At 41.9% G+C, this 16,330-nt stretch carries 7 protein-coding genes; 1 reads left to right on the plus strand and 6 read right to left on the minus strand.

Going from position 1 to position 16,330, the window contains the following annotated elements:
- Nucleotides 1–14: 14 nt before the first annotated feature.
- Entirely contained in the window at nt 15–722 is a 708-nt protein-coding gene (locus OCU38_RS16405; RefSeq protein ID WP_261824539.1) for a hypothetical protein, read from the plus strand.
- 1,198 nt (nt 723–1,920) lie between these two features.
- Here OCU38_RS16405 and tnpA read toward each other — a convergent pair.
- The 6 genes from tnpA to OCU38_RS16435 form a co-directional block, all read right to left on the minus strand.
- A complete protein-coding gene (gene tnpA / locus OCU38_RS16410; RefSeq protein WP_261824540.1) occupies nt 1,921–2,352 on the minus strand; it encodes an IS200/IS605 family transposase in 432 nt (143 codons plus the stop codon).
- A 576-nt stretch (nt 2,353–2,928) separates the two neighbouring features.
- On the minus strand, nt 2,929–3,198 hold the full coding sequence (locus OCU38_RS16415; RefSeq protein WP_261824541.1) for a hypothetical protein: 270 nt from the start codon (nt 3,196–3,198) through the stop codon (nt 2,929–2,931).
- Between the two features lie 8 nt (nt 3,199–3,206).
- A complete protein-coding gene (locus OCU38_RS16420) occupies nt 3,207–9,389 on the minus strand; it encodes a DEAD/DEAH box helicase (RefSeq protein ID WP_261824542.1) in 6,183 nt (2,060 codons plus the stop codon).
- A gap of 45 nt (nt 9,390–9,434) precedes the next feature.
- The gene (locus tag OCU38_RS16425; RefSeq protein WP_261824543.1) at nt 9,435–12,800 is read right to left on the minus strand and encodes an STY4851/ECs_5259 family protein; all 3,366 of its coding nucleotides are present in this window, start codon (nt 12,798–12,800) and stop codon (nt 9,435–9,437) included.
- Nucleotides 12,801–12,879: 79 nt separating this feature from the next.
- On the minus strand, nt 12,880–14,193 hold the full coding sequence (locus OCU38_RS16430; RefSeq protein ID WP_261824544.1) for an McrC family protein: 1,314 nt from the start codon (nt 14,191–14,193) through the stop codon (nt 12,880–12,882).
- Nucleotides 14,194–14,195: 2 nt separating this feature from the next.
- Nucleotides 14,196–16,301, minus strand: coding sequence for an McrB family protein (locus OCU38_RS16435; protein ID WP_261824545.1), 2,106 nt, complete (start codon nt 16,299–16,301; stop codon nt 14,196–14,198).
- Nucleotides 16,302–16,330: the final 29 nt, after the last annotated feature.

Raw genomic sequence — 16,330 nt, forward strand, 5'->3', positions numbered from 1 at the left:
AAGAGATAGAAAGGTTGAAATTTGCCGAGATCGATGCGCAAAAACAAGATCGGGGGTCGCGCACAAGGAAGGTGCGAGGCATTCCACTGCGCGAATGGCTCTTTCCGAGAGCGACAGGGACTACATGGCTGAATTGCAGAGAGTGGGATGAAAAACCTGAGCCTTTATATCGCATAGTTACCTCTTTTTGGGATGCCCCATTTAACATTTTTGTCGTTCCATTTATCGATGTTTGGAAAGATATAGGCAAAGAAAAGCATTGGTATATAGTCTTGCCCAAATTGGTAGTGCTGCCGTTTTCCGCATTACGTTTAATCTTCAAGAACGCAGTTCGGACAATTCGAAACTTGTCTGGTTATCAAAAGCTATTTGTAATTATCGAGACATCCTTAATTGGGTTGGTTGTTGTGACTTACATGGCCCTACCGGAGCGAATGAGCCTAAGTGCATTCGCTCCGCCTAGCCTGTTAAATTATCAGGACTTTGCAAGGTCATATTCAGCCTACTATGCGGTATTACTTGCCATTCCTGCCGTTTACAGCTTGCTTAATTTGGTTTTTAGAGCGAGAAGTGAGACCGCTTGGTTTCAACGTTATAGCTACTACTTGACTCTAGTGGTCTTCGCCCTGTTAGCGGCGACAGGGCTAGAAAACGTTGTAGTGTCCTCACATTACGCTGAGTATGTTCTGAAAACTGCTCTCACGGCTATAGGTCTTGAATAGCCATTTATTGGCAGCTACTAAGCACATACCTAAAGAGCAGTCAATTGACTGCTCTTTAGGTTGTCGGCTGTGGGGTGTTGGTTTCCATTTTGATACCGCAATCCCAAAGTAGTGGGACGCTAGCATGATGACTTTTTCCCCAATTTTATTAGTGCTGGAGCTGAGTCTTTCTTGTCGCTCGTGGAACCATTGTTCTTTTAGATCGTCAGGTAGTATGATAAGCATTGATTCCGCGTCGTCTTTAACTGTCACATCCCCAATCATGAAAGAGTTGAATGCATCAGCCATAAGTTGAGCATTCTCAACTGCATACGATTCCAGATCAGAGATTCCCCGCGCAACGAACCATTCATTCCAGCCAAAAGCAATTGGGGTTCTGTTTCCTTAAGGATTTCGGCATTGGTGCGCACCAAAGGAAGGTGATAGTGAGATTGCGACCATTGAGGCGATTTCTACGCCTGGTACGTAAAAATTGTAAGGATCGATTGGGTTGTCTAATTCCCACAGTATCTTTTCGGTATTAATTGTTTTCCTTGTTTGCTCAAGTCACTTCAACTTAATGGTGCGTTGGTTATCGTTAGTGCTGTGTGTGCCAGCTTGACCAGTCGTAACAGAGCTATAGCAAGAAAAGTATAGGCGACCACCAGGCAGAAAAGTCCGTATAGCAGGCCATCATTAGTTATCGGAAAAAGGTAACGGACGCGCTCCTTGCTATTCATGCTTCGGAGTAATTTAAAGTTTCTGTTAAACTAAACGCCACAAGGCTTGCTGTTCCGCCTAGTAGAAAGTTCAGCAGTAGTTCTAATTTCTCAATATACATCTAGTAAAAAAGACTGCTTTAGGTGGATTGCGGTGAGCTGACAGGTGTGCTGAATCTGCGTACCAACGCTATCGAAGGTTGCCACTCAGTGAGTGGCGACACTAACAATACCGACCGTTTATCCATCGACGATTGCTCATATCTGCGAGGCATCTCGCATTCCCCTCTTTCCTGCGTCACGTCTGCACTTTGAGTTAGTGCTGTTTCAAATGTGTTGATACAGGCCATCTCGGCGTCCCATGATGTTCCTAGTAACACCCATATTTGACCGTCATGCGAGTTAGGAGGGGTGATGTCAAAGGGAGTTAAATGACCTCCGGCAAAGCCGGAGGCTTATTGGGTGACGCCCTCTAAGGGCTTAAGTAAGCGCTCAAGGCGCTAAATTCCTAATTTCAATTGATCTCGGTGCTCATCTTCTTGTTCTTGATTCCGTATATATTCAAGAACTGTCTCTTCATCTAAGCCTACAGTTGAAACAAAGTATCCCCTCGCCCAAAAATGTTCACCATTGAAGTTTCTCTGCCTACCTCGAAACTTTTTAGCTATTGATATCGCACTTTTTCCTTTGAGGTAACCCACGACATTAGATACTGAATATTTTGGAGGAACACTGATACACATATAAACATGATCCTTCATCAAATGTCCTTCTTCAATTTTTATGCCTTTACGCCTGGCTAACTCATGAAATGTGGACCCTAGATGCTTCCTAATTGCACCATAGATCAATTTTTGTCTTTTCTTTGGAATAAATACCACGTGGTATTTACAATCCCATCTTGTATGAGACAGACTCTTATAGTCTCGCATAGGTTGTTTCCTCTTTACTTTTGGTCGAGCAAAGAAGTTACATATACCGTTGTCACGGTCAAACCTATGCGAGTCACCCCTGCATAGCTGGGGGTTTATCAATGTTTAATTACTCCCTTCTAACGTATTTCGAGCCAAAAAACAGTAAGCGCTGCTCTGACTGACTCGAAAAAGGGCATAGGCTTTTCATAATGTTTGAAAAGTCTTTTAAGTGTTTTTGGAGGTCTATTTGCTCATAAATTTAAGCTCATCCAAAAGTTCACCACAAAAATACTGAACTGTTCTTTAGCAAACTTGAATTGTCAGTAATTCTAACTTGCCAAGTGAGCAACGACTTTCTGAGCGCTCACCTTGCCAATTCCACTGATTTGAATCAAATCACTTTCAGTAAATTACCTTCATAGCTGTCCTTAAATCCATTAAAACCTAACAAAAGCTCAAGGTAACTCCGAACAATAAAGTCAGCATAAAAAAGTTTACAGAAGTTGCAACACTCGCTGTAAACTTTTTCTCTCAAACCCTTGCTATGATTGACTCAAGTCATCAAACTTAACAAAACTAGGTCTCAGGTAACCGTCAAAATGGAATATCATCTTCAAAATCCATTGGTGGCTGTCCCCAGCCACCATTAGAGCCACTTGGGTCATTCCCTAAATCACTCTTAAAACTAACCGTTCTATTGAGTGTCACATTCTCCATGAGTTCCTGCTCGTCATCACACCAATGAACCTCTCTTTGACAAGTCTCACAAAAACGGACTTCCTCTGCTCTTGTTTTGCTCAAATTTTTCCAGCTCGAGGTGCAAGAGAAACCCAATGCACAGTTTCTAATATATTGCTTGCTCATAATCTACCTTAACCACCTAAAGAAAAGAATACTGGAGTAGCGACTCTTCCAGAGCGAACTTGCCATTCACCCTCAATGATGGTTTTGACTTGCTCACTCAATTCTTTTCGATAAGGAAAATCATTTTTATAGTCACGTGAATCTACCCACCAATAGCCAAACCCTTGATCCAACCATATAGATACCTGACTACCATCACTCAGTACTAACTTAAGAGTTCTTGCATGTGGCATCTGATTCTTCGGAATTGAATGGAATTCAATATCTAGTCCAGTCTCGTCAATACAGGCATCAACTAGTGCCAACCGGTCACTCTCATATTGCCAGTTGTCTTGAACACTTATCGGTTCATACCGTCCATCTTGCAAAGTTGAAGTAACGATTTTGGCTTTACTCCCCTTATAGTGCTCTAACAGCGCACCAATCGTACTCAGGCATAGTGAAAAAGGTAAAGGTGAGCTCAAATATCTGTCGCTATATATGATTTCAACAATCTTGTTATTTTGCATTTTTTCCAGTAACAAGCTGGAGGCTTTAAACACATGGGTCCAAAATCGGCTACCAAAAGCTTTCACTTCACTATTGAGTTCATCCTTTATGAATGCCTTACCAATATCATTCTGACTCGAGTCGATTTCTATATTTAAATCAGCATACTCAACCGTTCTATCTTTACCTGTAATCAGTTGTGATTCATGACCATTCTTGGTTCCCCAACATAGCGAGAACTCATCATCTGAAACCTCCGCTAGTAATGTTACCGTTTTATCCTTTATTTCTGTCCGCTTTAGCTTCACATTCGGATGATTAGCAAGCCAAGATAATGTGATGGAATCAGATATAGAAAAACGCTTGTCATTTTCACAATTTACAACAATGGATAAAGTGGATTCCCTAGCCCAATCGTACATCGCATTCAGCAATGGCCACTCGTCAAGTTTGTCTAATTGTTCAACTGATAGGTGCAAATTTAATAGAGCGTTTTCATCATGAGACAATGCTTGTTCTATTGCTGTAGTCAAAGGTCTCAGTTCTCTACGGCATTGCCACTCAAAAATCTGGAGATCATCAGGTAGTGCCATACGATTGAAAAAGTCTATGCTGAGAAAATTCACAACTTTATGACGATTAAGTAGCTCTAATGCATGCTGTGATGAGTAATCGACCAGGCATTTATGGCAAGCTTTGTCACAGCCACAACTTACTGCCTTTTGTTTAGCCTTTTGCAAGAGCTCAACCAAAAACTCTGATGCTTTAATCGAAAATCCAGCTCCACCAGATGCAACATCATATAAAACAATAGCTTGAGCTTCTTGTTCATTGTAATTAATTGGCTTAGTCAAGCAGCCCAATTCGTCATTATTGATTCCTAGCTTGTCCGCTAGTTCATTGCGTAGAAACACAGAAATTGAACGTGCTGTTTTACGATCTTTAAGAGGAGAACCATCATCATTGAATAACACCAACTCAAATACATCAGAATGCGTACTATGCCCTAATCTGATTGGCCCCTTAATAGCGAAGTCTTTATCGTTACCTTCACAGGTATGCTCTGCTTCCCTATTCATTTGTCCTTTACCACCGCGTAACCTGCGATGATTTGCCAATACATCAAATGGACTAACTTCATCAGAATCAGGCATAGACTCCATACGGCCACACTCTAAACAAAGCGCATATCCAGCTTCTGATAAACCTGCACTATGATAGTAAATATGACCATTGTGACTCTCTCGAAAAGCCCCACTAGGGTTGCTACTGACTTCCTGCCATTGGCTATCGTCAACGGTAATCCAAGGGTCATTAAATGGTACATAAACCAATTTTGAGATGTCATTATGTGGTTTGTTTCGAATATCGATAGAAAAGCTACTTGGCTCCAAAAAACGATGGAAATGTTTGCTGTCTAGCTCTGACTCACAACTTGTACATTCTTTTGGCATTGTCCTAGACGTGCCACTCGCACCACAGTGGCTGCATCGCCAAGCCCAAAGCAAAGATTGTATCTCCTTAACTTGGTCTGCGGATGCCGGACTATGCCAATTCAACAAAACACCACTCGATTGATATACCTGTCCGTCTAGCACTACTTCTGATCCCGGAGCATAATCGCGCAAAGCAACCGAGAGATCTCGAGAGGGGTAATCCCTCGCACTTTGCAAGTTATCTATGCGATGTTCGAGCTTTTCATTGGCAGAAGATTTGCTTTCTTTAATCGCCTGAATTAGTCGTTTTCTACGATTAATTGACTCAATATTATCGTTATTTAACGCGACTACATCGGTTGGAAAACCATAACCAGGCAAGAAGCCCTTGCGTGCCATTTCAGATAATAGAAATTCGCCTTCTAACCTGTGGATTTGTGTTTCCACTGCTGCCTGAGCAATAGACATCGTCGTATTACTCTCTTTTACTGCCTCACTTTGTTGTACTAATAACTTATGCTCTGACAACCAGTTGTCTTTGATTTTTTTCAGTTGTGCTGCAGCCTGAGAAACGAGCTGATGCCTTGGTATTGAACTTAGTATCGTTCTATAAACAAGTGAGCCCAGTCCTGCATCAATGGCTGGTAATGCTTCAGTTTTGCACCAATCAACGAATAATTCAGCCTGTGATGGCGCATTCTCATGCAAGCGTAAAAAGAAGTTACCACAGCTTAAACGTAAAGAATTTTCACTTCCTGATTTACGCAAAAATACCGACAACAACAGTGCGTTAATGTGTCGTCTTACTATGTATTCACTCGACAGCGATACATTAGGCACCAAGATAGGCGTATCAAAAGCCCAACGAGTTTGCTCAAAGATATGCTCGCCATGCGGTGTGTTCTTGCATAATGTGAGTGCCACCGATTTACTCTCACCTCGGCGGCCTGCTCGACCTGCTCGTTGCAAGTAGTTAGCAGGGTTTGGTGGGGCATTATTCATAGCAACAACCGATATGCCGCCAATATCTACACCCATCTCCATTGTTGTTGAACAACTCAATACGTTAATCATGCCTTTTTTAAACTTATCTTCGTAATCTCGAAGCAGTTTTGCTGGCAACTGTGCTGAATGCTCTGCAACCCGGAAGTAAGGAGTCCGCTCGACTATCCTGTCAGAGATATCTGACCATGCATTCTCCCTACGCAGTTCCTTAATAGAGTCTTGTTCTTGCCATTCTCGTACTTGGGAAAGTGGCACTTCAGTACCATCATCTAAACGTCTACCGTAAGGGTACTCATATAAGGGCGTCTCTAACTCTCTACAAAGCTGATCCTCATACCTCCCTCTAGTACTCAAATACGGTGTCACTTTTTCCAGTGGAGTATCAATGATTTTTTGCGTATGAGGACATTGCCATTTATTGCTGAACAAGCTGAAACTGACTTGTTTCTCCAACTCCAAACGGCTTCCGTCACCACTAGCAGTCAGCACATTCCGTTGGAGAACCTTCCAAGCTTCTTGGAGAATGACATTAATCCTATTCTTGGAAGCAACATCTTTAACATCTAAATGAAAAGCCATCGCCAACAATCGAACTAATCTCGGTTGTACCGCTCCTTTCCTAACTAAAGGCCAACCCGAGATGTTGTTATGGGGGCTTGTTTCTCCCGGAGCAATCAATAGACCAGCGCTAAACTTTGCACCAATCCATCTTTGCTGCTCCTCAGACATTGAAATAGCTTTCATTGCTCGAATATGGAAGTTAATACACAAAGTCAAAAAATCGACCCACTTGTTCTTCCCTTCATCTACGCTGGAGAATAAAGAGGTCCACTCCTGTGGTGCTGTACTCCCCTTATCTTTGATATTTGGATATTCCATCCTAATTAAACCAAGGGTTTCCAAGGTGTTTTGGCGTTTAGGGCGACTGTTAAATTCTCTAAGTAACAACAATCTAGCCAACATTAATGGGTCTTGAACCATGACCATTTTGTCATCAAACCGGCTGTAGGATTCTTTTATCCAATACAGCAGCTCTTTCTCTTTTGCGAGCTCTTGCTCCACATCAAACCAAGATATTTGTATTTCGTTATCTTGACTTAACTCAGCGAGTTTGCCTTCCACAAACTCAATCATGTCTTCATCGCCATTAGTTTTAAGCCTCGCTAGAAGACTTTTATATTTTATAAAATCTGCTTCTTGCTCAGGTGTGAGATTGCCACTTTTCAGTGTTCGATCAATCACGAGATGAAATAATGCCGAGCGCAAAAACTGACGTTCTGAATCCTGCTGTGATTTAGCGGAAAAGCGGGCGGTACCTTGCCTGCTATCAGTGAATGTAATCATACGACGGCCATTCCAAGGCCCCTTCGCTTGTTCTTTCTTACCGTCTTGGCAAAATTCAAGCAACGTTGGAAGCACCGTTGATAGCATAAATGGCGCTCCATTTCGGAAAAAACGGTAAAACTCGAAATTTTGTATTTTCGTATGCTGACAACATGGACAACGCAGCGCTAACCCTTTCCCATTCGATTTGGCATAGCCTTCTACACGGTGAACGGCAAACCCTTGTTCCGGTTTTACCAGAGTTAAAACTCCCTGATTGTTTAACCAAAGCTGCCCAGTTTCATCGAAAGCCGATTCAGAGAGCAGGCACAAGCTTGTATGTTCTTCTTGTTCATCCTCCTGTTCTTCATCTGTCTCTATTGGCTCAATATCTAGTGCAAAATCATCAATGCTGGAGTCTGGTTTGATTAGGGATAATCGGCTATCGCCTGTTTCTACGTTAGTCGCCTCATTGGCAACCAGTAAACTTGTGCCGCAACCATTACAACTTGCCATATCAAAAACTGGAGAACCACAACTGCACGTATCACGGCGCGACATATAAACCATGCCAAAGCGCCAATCTATTTCATCAAGAGGGGTTTCTTTTTTAGCAGAGCAATTGGGATTTGAACAAGCCCACAAACCACCAGCGACTCGATGAAAAAGGTGAAGACGGAAAGGAATAAAGGCTTGTCCATCCTCCCCTTGAGTAGAACCACACACATCCATCCACTGTAAAGCTAAACGAGGCTCTATAGGTGTCTCTGTTGCTGATAAGAGCTTACAAATTTCTTTGAGAGATAACCTATTATCTTTAGAACACAAATGTTGCCTTAGAACTCGCAACGGCGGCATAGCTTCAAGCATCTTATAACGAGTAAGCATGTCTTCTTCTTGCTGCACTAAGTCCAAGTCCATTGGCAAGAGATCATCTACTTGAGTCAAGTCTGTAAATTCACGCTCCCCTTTTACTAGATATACCTGAGATATATCGACGCCAGCTACATCGGCTAAGAACCCTCTCAACTCTTTATCGGAGTCCTGACCACCAATGGTCGCAGAGGTTGCAACAAATCTTACTTGATCAGGGGTAACGCCAAATCCATGCATAACTCGTCTAAGCAACAGAGACAACTCCGCGGCTTGAGAGCCTATATAGGTATGAGCTTCATCTAAGACAATCCAACGTAGCTTGCCCTTAGATTTATTGAGGATTGGCTCATCTTTTTGACGCACCAACAAGTACTCCAACATCGTGGAATTCGTTACTAATATTTGCGCAGGATTTTCCCGCAAGCCTTTGCGAGACAATTGTTGATTAACATACTGTCGTTGTAACTGAGCTGGAACTTGCTCTTTAGTTTCACCGTTATATAGGCAAAACTGCACGTTCGATCCTAACTGATGTGTCCATGCAGCTAAACGATCTCTTTGGCTATTAATCAATGCATTAAGTGGATATAGAAACAAAGCCTCTACACCTTCAGCTCGGCTATTTCTGCGAGCAATATCATTGAGAATAGGAACTAAGAAACATTCTGTTTTACCTGAGCCTGTACCACTACTTACTATTACGGATCTAGGTTCATCTGCGGTTAGATGTTTCCATGCTTCATGTTGGTGCTCATAGGGGTACCAATTCGAATCAAATAAATAGTCTTCTTTAAGCTCTTTTGGAGGGTTAGCCATTGCGTTAACAACGCTCTCTTCTAACATATCGCCAGATAGAGATTTCATGGTTTTTGAATAGGGCTTCCACCCAAAGGTGGCTTCGAACACAGGGTCACCTAAAAATGAGCCTTCAATACCTGGTGACTGCGAATACATTTGCCACAAAAACTCTCGTAAAGGCTTCGAGCGCACACCAAATTGCCCTAACGTAGCTCGAGATGCTCGCTTTGTCAGTTGGTCGATTATTGATTCAAAATATTCCATATTTCACTCAGTAATTTTGTTGTTTTTTAGTTAATGCCGACCGTTCTAGCCTTTAAGCATTCCTATAACGAATTGGTGTGTCAGAGAGAAAGCCTCATCGAAGTACACTTCGTCAAATCGACGATATTCACGAAGTGCGTGCACAACCTCTGGAGTCATAGCTAGATCAGCTTGACCACAAGTAGACAAAGCTAAAACGATGGGTGCATTCATTACCGAGTTCTTAAACGAGTGCTTATCGGTCAAGCACAACTTCACCCACTCAGGGTTCATCTTTCTGATGACTTGAGAAATAATGCTATCAGCCGAAAACGATGGCCACCTCGCATCTATTTGGCGTTGTGAAAGCTCATTTCTAGCATCAAAAATACGCTGAACAAATGCTGCTGTACCTATGCTCGGTCTAGTTTGTTTACTATCAAACTTAGATAGTAGTAACTCAGATAACGGACCAAATGCAGGGTAATAAGAGACTAACTCTCGCAACTTGTTAGAAAGCCGGGTAACAGCTACATCTGCCATATCATCACCCAAGCGCTCTATTAGGTTGCTATAAAACGCATTACAAACCTTTCGCGATGATTCAATCTTGAGGGCATACCACATAAAGGGGAATTGTTTATCTACTTGCCAAACACGATCAATTTCACTCTTGTTGGCATTCAGCAGCATCGCAAAAACAAATTCATTTTGTCTTATTGCACCTCGCCATAAATCAAAAGTAGTAAGTGGTACATTGTCAAAAGCTAAAAGAGTACGAACGTACTTCCACTCTGAGCGTGTAAAATCATAAGCTATCGCACTCGCTACATCAGAAAATGCTGTCAAACGGTCCCTACGGGAACCATATCCAGAAGCCACTTCGAAGCCATTTTGTGTCTCTGGGAGCAATTCTAAATCTTTACTCCACATGACAGATCGTATCCCTTGACTCAAATCTTTGTTGTATACCAACCAAGCGCCCGGTGCGAGTTCATTGTCAGGAATTATCCAAGCTCGTCTTAGCGAATCTCCTTGAGTGTCCGCTTCAACCAATGCAAGAGGCGTTTGATCTGGCTGTCCAAGCGGAACGGTATAAAGCTCAACGTTTTGTTCTGCTAGCTTTGAGGAACTCAGCTCAACTACGTTGGCGTCTCTATTTGGTAACAGTGATTCACTATAAGCTGCAAAGCTGCAGTTGTAGACCTCTTGCCCGCGGTTAACCACACTTAACTTCACTGTCGCATCAAGGCTATCTGATAAAGCAAATAACGCTTGAATATCGTCTCTATAAGAAGCTAATGCTAATCCATTGGCCAACGCATCTATATTTGGCAGTGTGGACATAAAGAAAGCACTTTTTGCGAACGCGCCACAAATATTTCTAGCATGCAAAGTAAACTGAAGTTCAATTTCACCAGTCAAACCATACCCGTACAGCTCGTAATTATTTAGGTTATCTATTAGCAGCTCACTGTATTTATCTACGCTCTGCCCATGCCCATCAAGAAGGCAAACACCGCGGCTTGGGTACGGTAGATCTATGGAAATTGACTTAGCCCTATCAAGCCACCACAAATCAATGGTAATAAATGCCGGTGGTTGTTCTGCGCTAAATAAATCGAGTACTAATGAGTCATTATCCTGTTCGACCTGAGATAGAACTGAGTGTTGGTATTGCTTATCTACTGCCACCATAGGTAAGCTAGAAGCTAAAATCACAATCTTACCTCGATGAATATTCGAGCTAGGAACGATCTCTACATCAAAATCTTTTGGTAATTTCGACAATCTGAACCTTTTCTTAGGTTTGCCATTCTCAACATACGCTGTTTCATTTTGACCATACGGCATGGTCGTTAAAGATAGCCATTGCTGCTTGCTCTTATCATGCCAACGCACTTGGGCAGGGCTAATATTTTCTCTACGTCCCTGAGCATCAAGTCGAATTAAACAGGGCTCACCCACAAAGCACTTAGCTGGGTTTGTTTGATACGGTAAGGCATCTCCATTCCAGACATATTCAATGTGCTCACTCTGAGATGAACCTAGCTCTACTGCATAGGTTCCAAATCTATAACTACCCTTTTGTTGTAATGCGACGATAGTTTTATCCGGTTGCTCTAAATTGCCGACAACCTCAATATTGTTCACCGATGATGATAAGGTGCTAGTAACGACGAATGCGCTACTTTCTTTGCATTTCACATCACCAGTAGAGTGGAGTTGAAGGCTATTATCTCTATCGATGAACACCCAAGGCTCATCCTCATCAAGCGCACTGCCACCAACTAAAGGAGCGAACCAAGTTTTTCCACATTCATCCTTTAGCATTAACTGCACTTCTTCAGGAAACCAGTCGCTAGGTAACATGCTAGTAATAACATCGAGTAAAAACCTATCTTTGTTGTTTTGTGGCAAAAATGCTTTTGCGACAAGCAAGGGCTTTTTACCCACAGCAAACAAACTAAAACGCTCTGGCAATGTTGGAATTGAAAATAGTTGCTGAATATACATCGCGTTTACACGTGTGCGTAATGTCAGTTGTGATTGAAGAGCCCAAGAGTAAGTGGCTTCTGCAGCGTCATCTAGATTGTAGGTATGTCGATCAAATTTTTTATGGAGGCTACGAACTAACCGAATCGTATTTGGCATGCGTCTCTGTATGGTGATCGCCTTGCCAAGGGCTCGCTCCAACAAACCTTTCGCTATCGAATGTTCAATATTGATTGGTAAGGTATCCAACCAATTTGGCGCTACCGCATCTAAGTAGCGAACAGGATCTTTTTGTTCATCCAACCCATATTGATCAGCAAGATTGAACACCGACTCTGCGATTTTTCCCACAATCGTATAAACAGTCTCGTTTCTAAAAGAGGCCGCAATGTTGTGGTCATGGACGCGAGCGATCTCTATTGAATTAGGCTTGGAGAGGTTAAATTTACCAAAGTCTTGTATCACCTGCTCAAAATAGTGGGCAAGCTTATTGTTGGGATCAGAAACTAGCTTAAGCGGTAAGCCACCTTCTACGGCTACTGTGCCAAGGTACATATTTCCTTGTGTATTGGTCAGTACTGGTCTTCGCCAAAACCGAAACCCTCCAGCAATAAGCCTATTACGTTGTGGGGCTGTGATTTCATTCCCTGTTAAGCCTAGTGATTCAAAAATAGGGTCCCAACTCCAAACCCCACCAGAGAACTCTTTACGCCACCATTCAGAAGCGTATAAGACAAAAGCGCCTGCCCAATCTGAACTCACACTAGAAGGAAGATAAGATTCTAAACTTTGGCTTTTCAAGCTATTTATCAAGGCCAGTTTTAATCCATCAAACTCTACTTCAGATAATTTGTAACTGTATAGAGGCGAACCAGTGGTTCCTAAAATTCCTCTACTTTTCCAAATATCTAAAATAGATTGGCGAAATGTTTGCATGGTAAGTAACCTCTAGCTTGATAACGTTGTATACAGAACAATATGATTACGTCTTTAAAGACTGCTTATTATATAAATTTTAATTTTGTCTCTGCCTTAATTGGCTTTTAATCTCAGCTGCCTTTGGCCATTTCACTCTAGACTCTCCCTTCAAAGAGATATCAAACGGAACAACCCAGAGCTTTAGACCACCAGCAAAATCAAAACAATACTCTATCGGCTCTCTAAATCCATCGTGACTTGGGTAAATCAGGTATAGATCACCCTTACCCTCAAGATACTTGTGTCCGTAGGCGAACATCTGATACATGTCGGATTGGGAGATGCCGTAGTTGTGCTCAGTGACGTTTAAGATTTTCCATTTGGTGTCTAGGACAATAAAAGGCTTACTGGACTTCTTGATTAGAAGATCAGGCTTAAGCAAAAACTTGTTTTTATCTTGGTGAGTGACCAAGTACTTTGATCTAGCTTGGGTTAAAAGCTGGGCTTGATTGCCAATCTGTTTACTCAATATTGAGGCAACATAGCTTTCAAATACCGCTTCCATTGGGAACAATAAAGAGAGTGCGCTGGAATCACCTTTCATGCTTAAAGGAGAGAAGCCAGCCAGAATGAGCTTTGCCCAGTCAAGTGGGGCATGATAGTCATTCATGCCTCTATCTAATCTCACTGCATTAATGTCTTTCGCGACTGACTTTGAGAAAGGCACGTCAATAAAGGCAAACTGCAGCTCTCGCAGTAGCTTTTGATTAGACGGCATCCGAGTATATTGAGCGACTTTTTGTAAGGCGGTTGCAATTAGTCTATTCGCAGGTCGATTTACTAAGAACTCGTCAAATTGGACATAGAATTTATGTCTGTTGACTAGGTTGTGTTTGATTTGCTGACCGACAAGTAATTTGCCTTTCTGAAAGTTGAGGTTGTCTTGCTGGGTGACATAGTCACTTTTAAGACCGCGCTTAATTAGCTTATTTACCGATTGTAAAAACTGATGAATAAACACCTCAAGCAAAGGCATTTTCTTATTCGCGACGCTGGCCTGATTGGCACTGATATATCTAAATGAGCCAAGATGTGCGAGCATCATAAGAAGCATCTGGCGAGAATTTTCGATTGCGCGTTCTTCACTCTCAGCTTTGCGCCCGACTTTTGGCAGAACCTCAATATGCTCACCAGTGGGTATGAATAGCACACCCACATAGTTTTTCACCTGAATAAGCTCCACCCCATAGCACTTGGTTAAGCTAAGGCACTTATATAAATCGCCCTCTTCCGCACTCAAACTCACCTCTTTAAGGTAATTAAAAGCGCGAGTAGAGATTCGAGATGCACCCAAGGATTCAGCATCTTTGGAATAGGTTAAATAGCCATACTCAAATACAATAGTATGCATGCCTATGAATCATCCTCAGCATTCGCATAGGTTTGTTCATTGGCATCAGCCTTTGGGGATATGCTCTGATAAATACCTTTATAAGCATTTGGATCTTTCCAAACCGCAGCTGACTCTTCCATTAAGGTATATTTAATGATGGCCTCACCATAACCATCGAGCTGATGATTGCGACCAAATAGCTTAGTGAGATCATCACTTGCTTGTTCTTTCCGAGTCACAAACTGCAAGGCTCTGTTTTCTTTATTGTCTTTTTGATTGTCAGCCAACACCAAGCGGATTTTTTCCCAGTCTTCGAAGAAGTACTCTGCCAGTAGCGGAATAATCTTGTTTTGAAAGACGGAAACTAAATCATCAAAGTTTTGAACTCCCATGAAGAAAGCATGACCTAAGGTATGCTCTCGGTCATACAGGATTTCGATGCGTTGGTTTAGAGCCTCAAACAGATTTTGTAGATCAATACCGTCAACCACCTTGCCTGCCAACAAGCTTGGATTTGGCATCATCTCTTTAAAATCAAAACGGCGACGTAAAGCGGTATCCATCATGGCAAGGGAGCGATCGGCTGTGTTCATGGTGCCAATAATATGCAGATTATTTGGCACCGAAAACTTATCACCTGAGTACGGCAAAACAACTTCAATCGCCTCAAACTGTCCCTTTCCAGATCGCTTCGACTCCTCTACCAAGGTAATTAACTCGCCAAATATCTTGGATATATTTCCACGGTTGATCTCATCTATCACCAACACGAAGTTTTTAAAATCTCGTGGCTGTGCTTCCCTTTCTACAGGTAAATTATGAGTCTCAACTATGTACTTTAGGATCGCTTTGACATAGGACTGGTTATATATCTGTTTTGCTTCGGCACCAGAATAAAGCTTACGAATACTATCTATTGCTACAGGATAACCATTTCCCAAGTCGTCATGGCTGCTTTCGTGGGGAAAAGCTCTAAATGTCGTATTGCCGTGATATTGAACATCAAATTTGTTACCGCGTTGAGTTCTCAGCGACAAAGACTTTACACCCTCTTCTAAATCACCCTTTAGTTTCTCCAGAGCAATTTCAAAAGGGTCATTACTCTGTTCAACGCCTCGACTAGCTTGTTCGCAAATCTCCTTAAAAATACCTGATTTCACCTCATATGAAATCTCGCCATCAGTAGAAGTAGCACTCAAACCCTCCACAAATTCTTCGTAACCGAAACTTTGATGAAAAGTAACAAACCTTATTCGTTCAGAATCGGACAACTCCTTGAACTTGAATTGTAATTGTTCCCTCTGTTCTGGTGTTGCACCAACTTGAGCTTCGATGTTTAAATTCTCATAAAAGCTTGGCTCTGCGGCTCTCACTGCAGCTTCAATAGCGTGGTAAGTTTTTCCTGTTCCAGGAGGACCATATAGGATTTGATTTAAAGCAGTATGACTATCGCTTATTGACCTATTATCGCCATAATTAGATGCCATTGGCTCCTCTACCGAATCTCCCAGTCTATTTTCATTCAAGTCTTCATAGGTATGCCAAGTAGCAATATTTGAATAAAAGTAGTCGTAGTCTTTCGGAAGCACTTTTGAAATAGCAGTAGTAAACTCTTGATTTAATTCGAACCAGTTACCTGTCATCGACAAACCAAGATTAAATCGCTCGTTCAAGTAAGAAGCGGCAATTATGAAATAACGCTCGTCTACAGTAGACGTACAAACCTTTGGCGCGATTGATGCGAAAGCACGATTTAGTAATGCCTTATAGTTTTTCTTGAGAATTTTTTTCTCTTTAGCCTCTCTCATAAAACCTTGAGCTTCTAGGTAAGTCTGAGCGGTTGGGCTATATTTAATCCTCTTTGTTAACTCTCGCAGCATGGGTTTAGCTTTTTCAAATTCATCTTTTGAAGGTGCACCCTGCATCAAGCTTGAAATAGAGTTGCCTCGCTGATACCAAATCAAATATAGCGTTTCATCGGAAATTTCATAATCGGCTTCTATCTGCTGACAAGTTTTCTTATAGTCTTTGTACCAATCCATCGAACCATTAGTTGTATCTAAAACATAATGATTAAAGAACTGCTCTAGGCTTTTTTCATTCGAATATGACTCTGAGTTTTCCATAACATTACCTACAAAAAAGCACGCCAGAT

The sequence above is a fragment of the Vibrio neonatus genome, from assembly GCF_024346975.1.
Taxonomy (GTDB): domain Bacteria; phylum Pseudomonadota; class Gammaproteobacteria; order Enterobacterales; family Vibrionaceae; genus Vibrio; species Vibrio neonatus.

Excerpts from the sequence above, each read along its gene's own strand:
- tnpA (WP_261824540.1), bottom strand. The coding sequence starts at position 2,352 with ATGCGAGACTATAAGAGTCTGTCTCATACAAGATGGGATTGTAAATAC.
- OCU38_RS16415 (WP_261824541.1), bottom strand. The coding sequence starts at position 3,198 with ATGAGCAAGCAATATATTAGAAACTGTGCATTGGGTTTCTCTTGCACC.
- OCU38_RS16420 (WP_261824542.1), bottom strand. The coding sequence starts at position 9,389 with ATGGAATATTTTGAATCAATAATCGACCAACTGACAAAGCGAGCATCT.
- OCU38_RS16425 (WP_261824543.1), bottom strand. The coding sequence starts at position 12,800 with ATGCAAACATTTCGCCAATCTATTTTAGATATTTGGAAAAGTAGAGGA.
- OCU38_RS16430 (WP_261824544.1), bottom strand. The coding sequence starts at position 14,193 with ATGCATACTATTGTATTTGAGTATGGCTATTTAACCTATTCCAAAGAT.
- OCU38_RS16435 (WP_261824545.1), bottom strand. The coding sequence starts at position 16,301 with ATGGAAAACTCAGAGTCATATTCGAATGAAAAAAGCCTAGAGCAGTTC.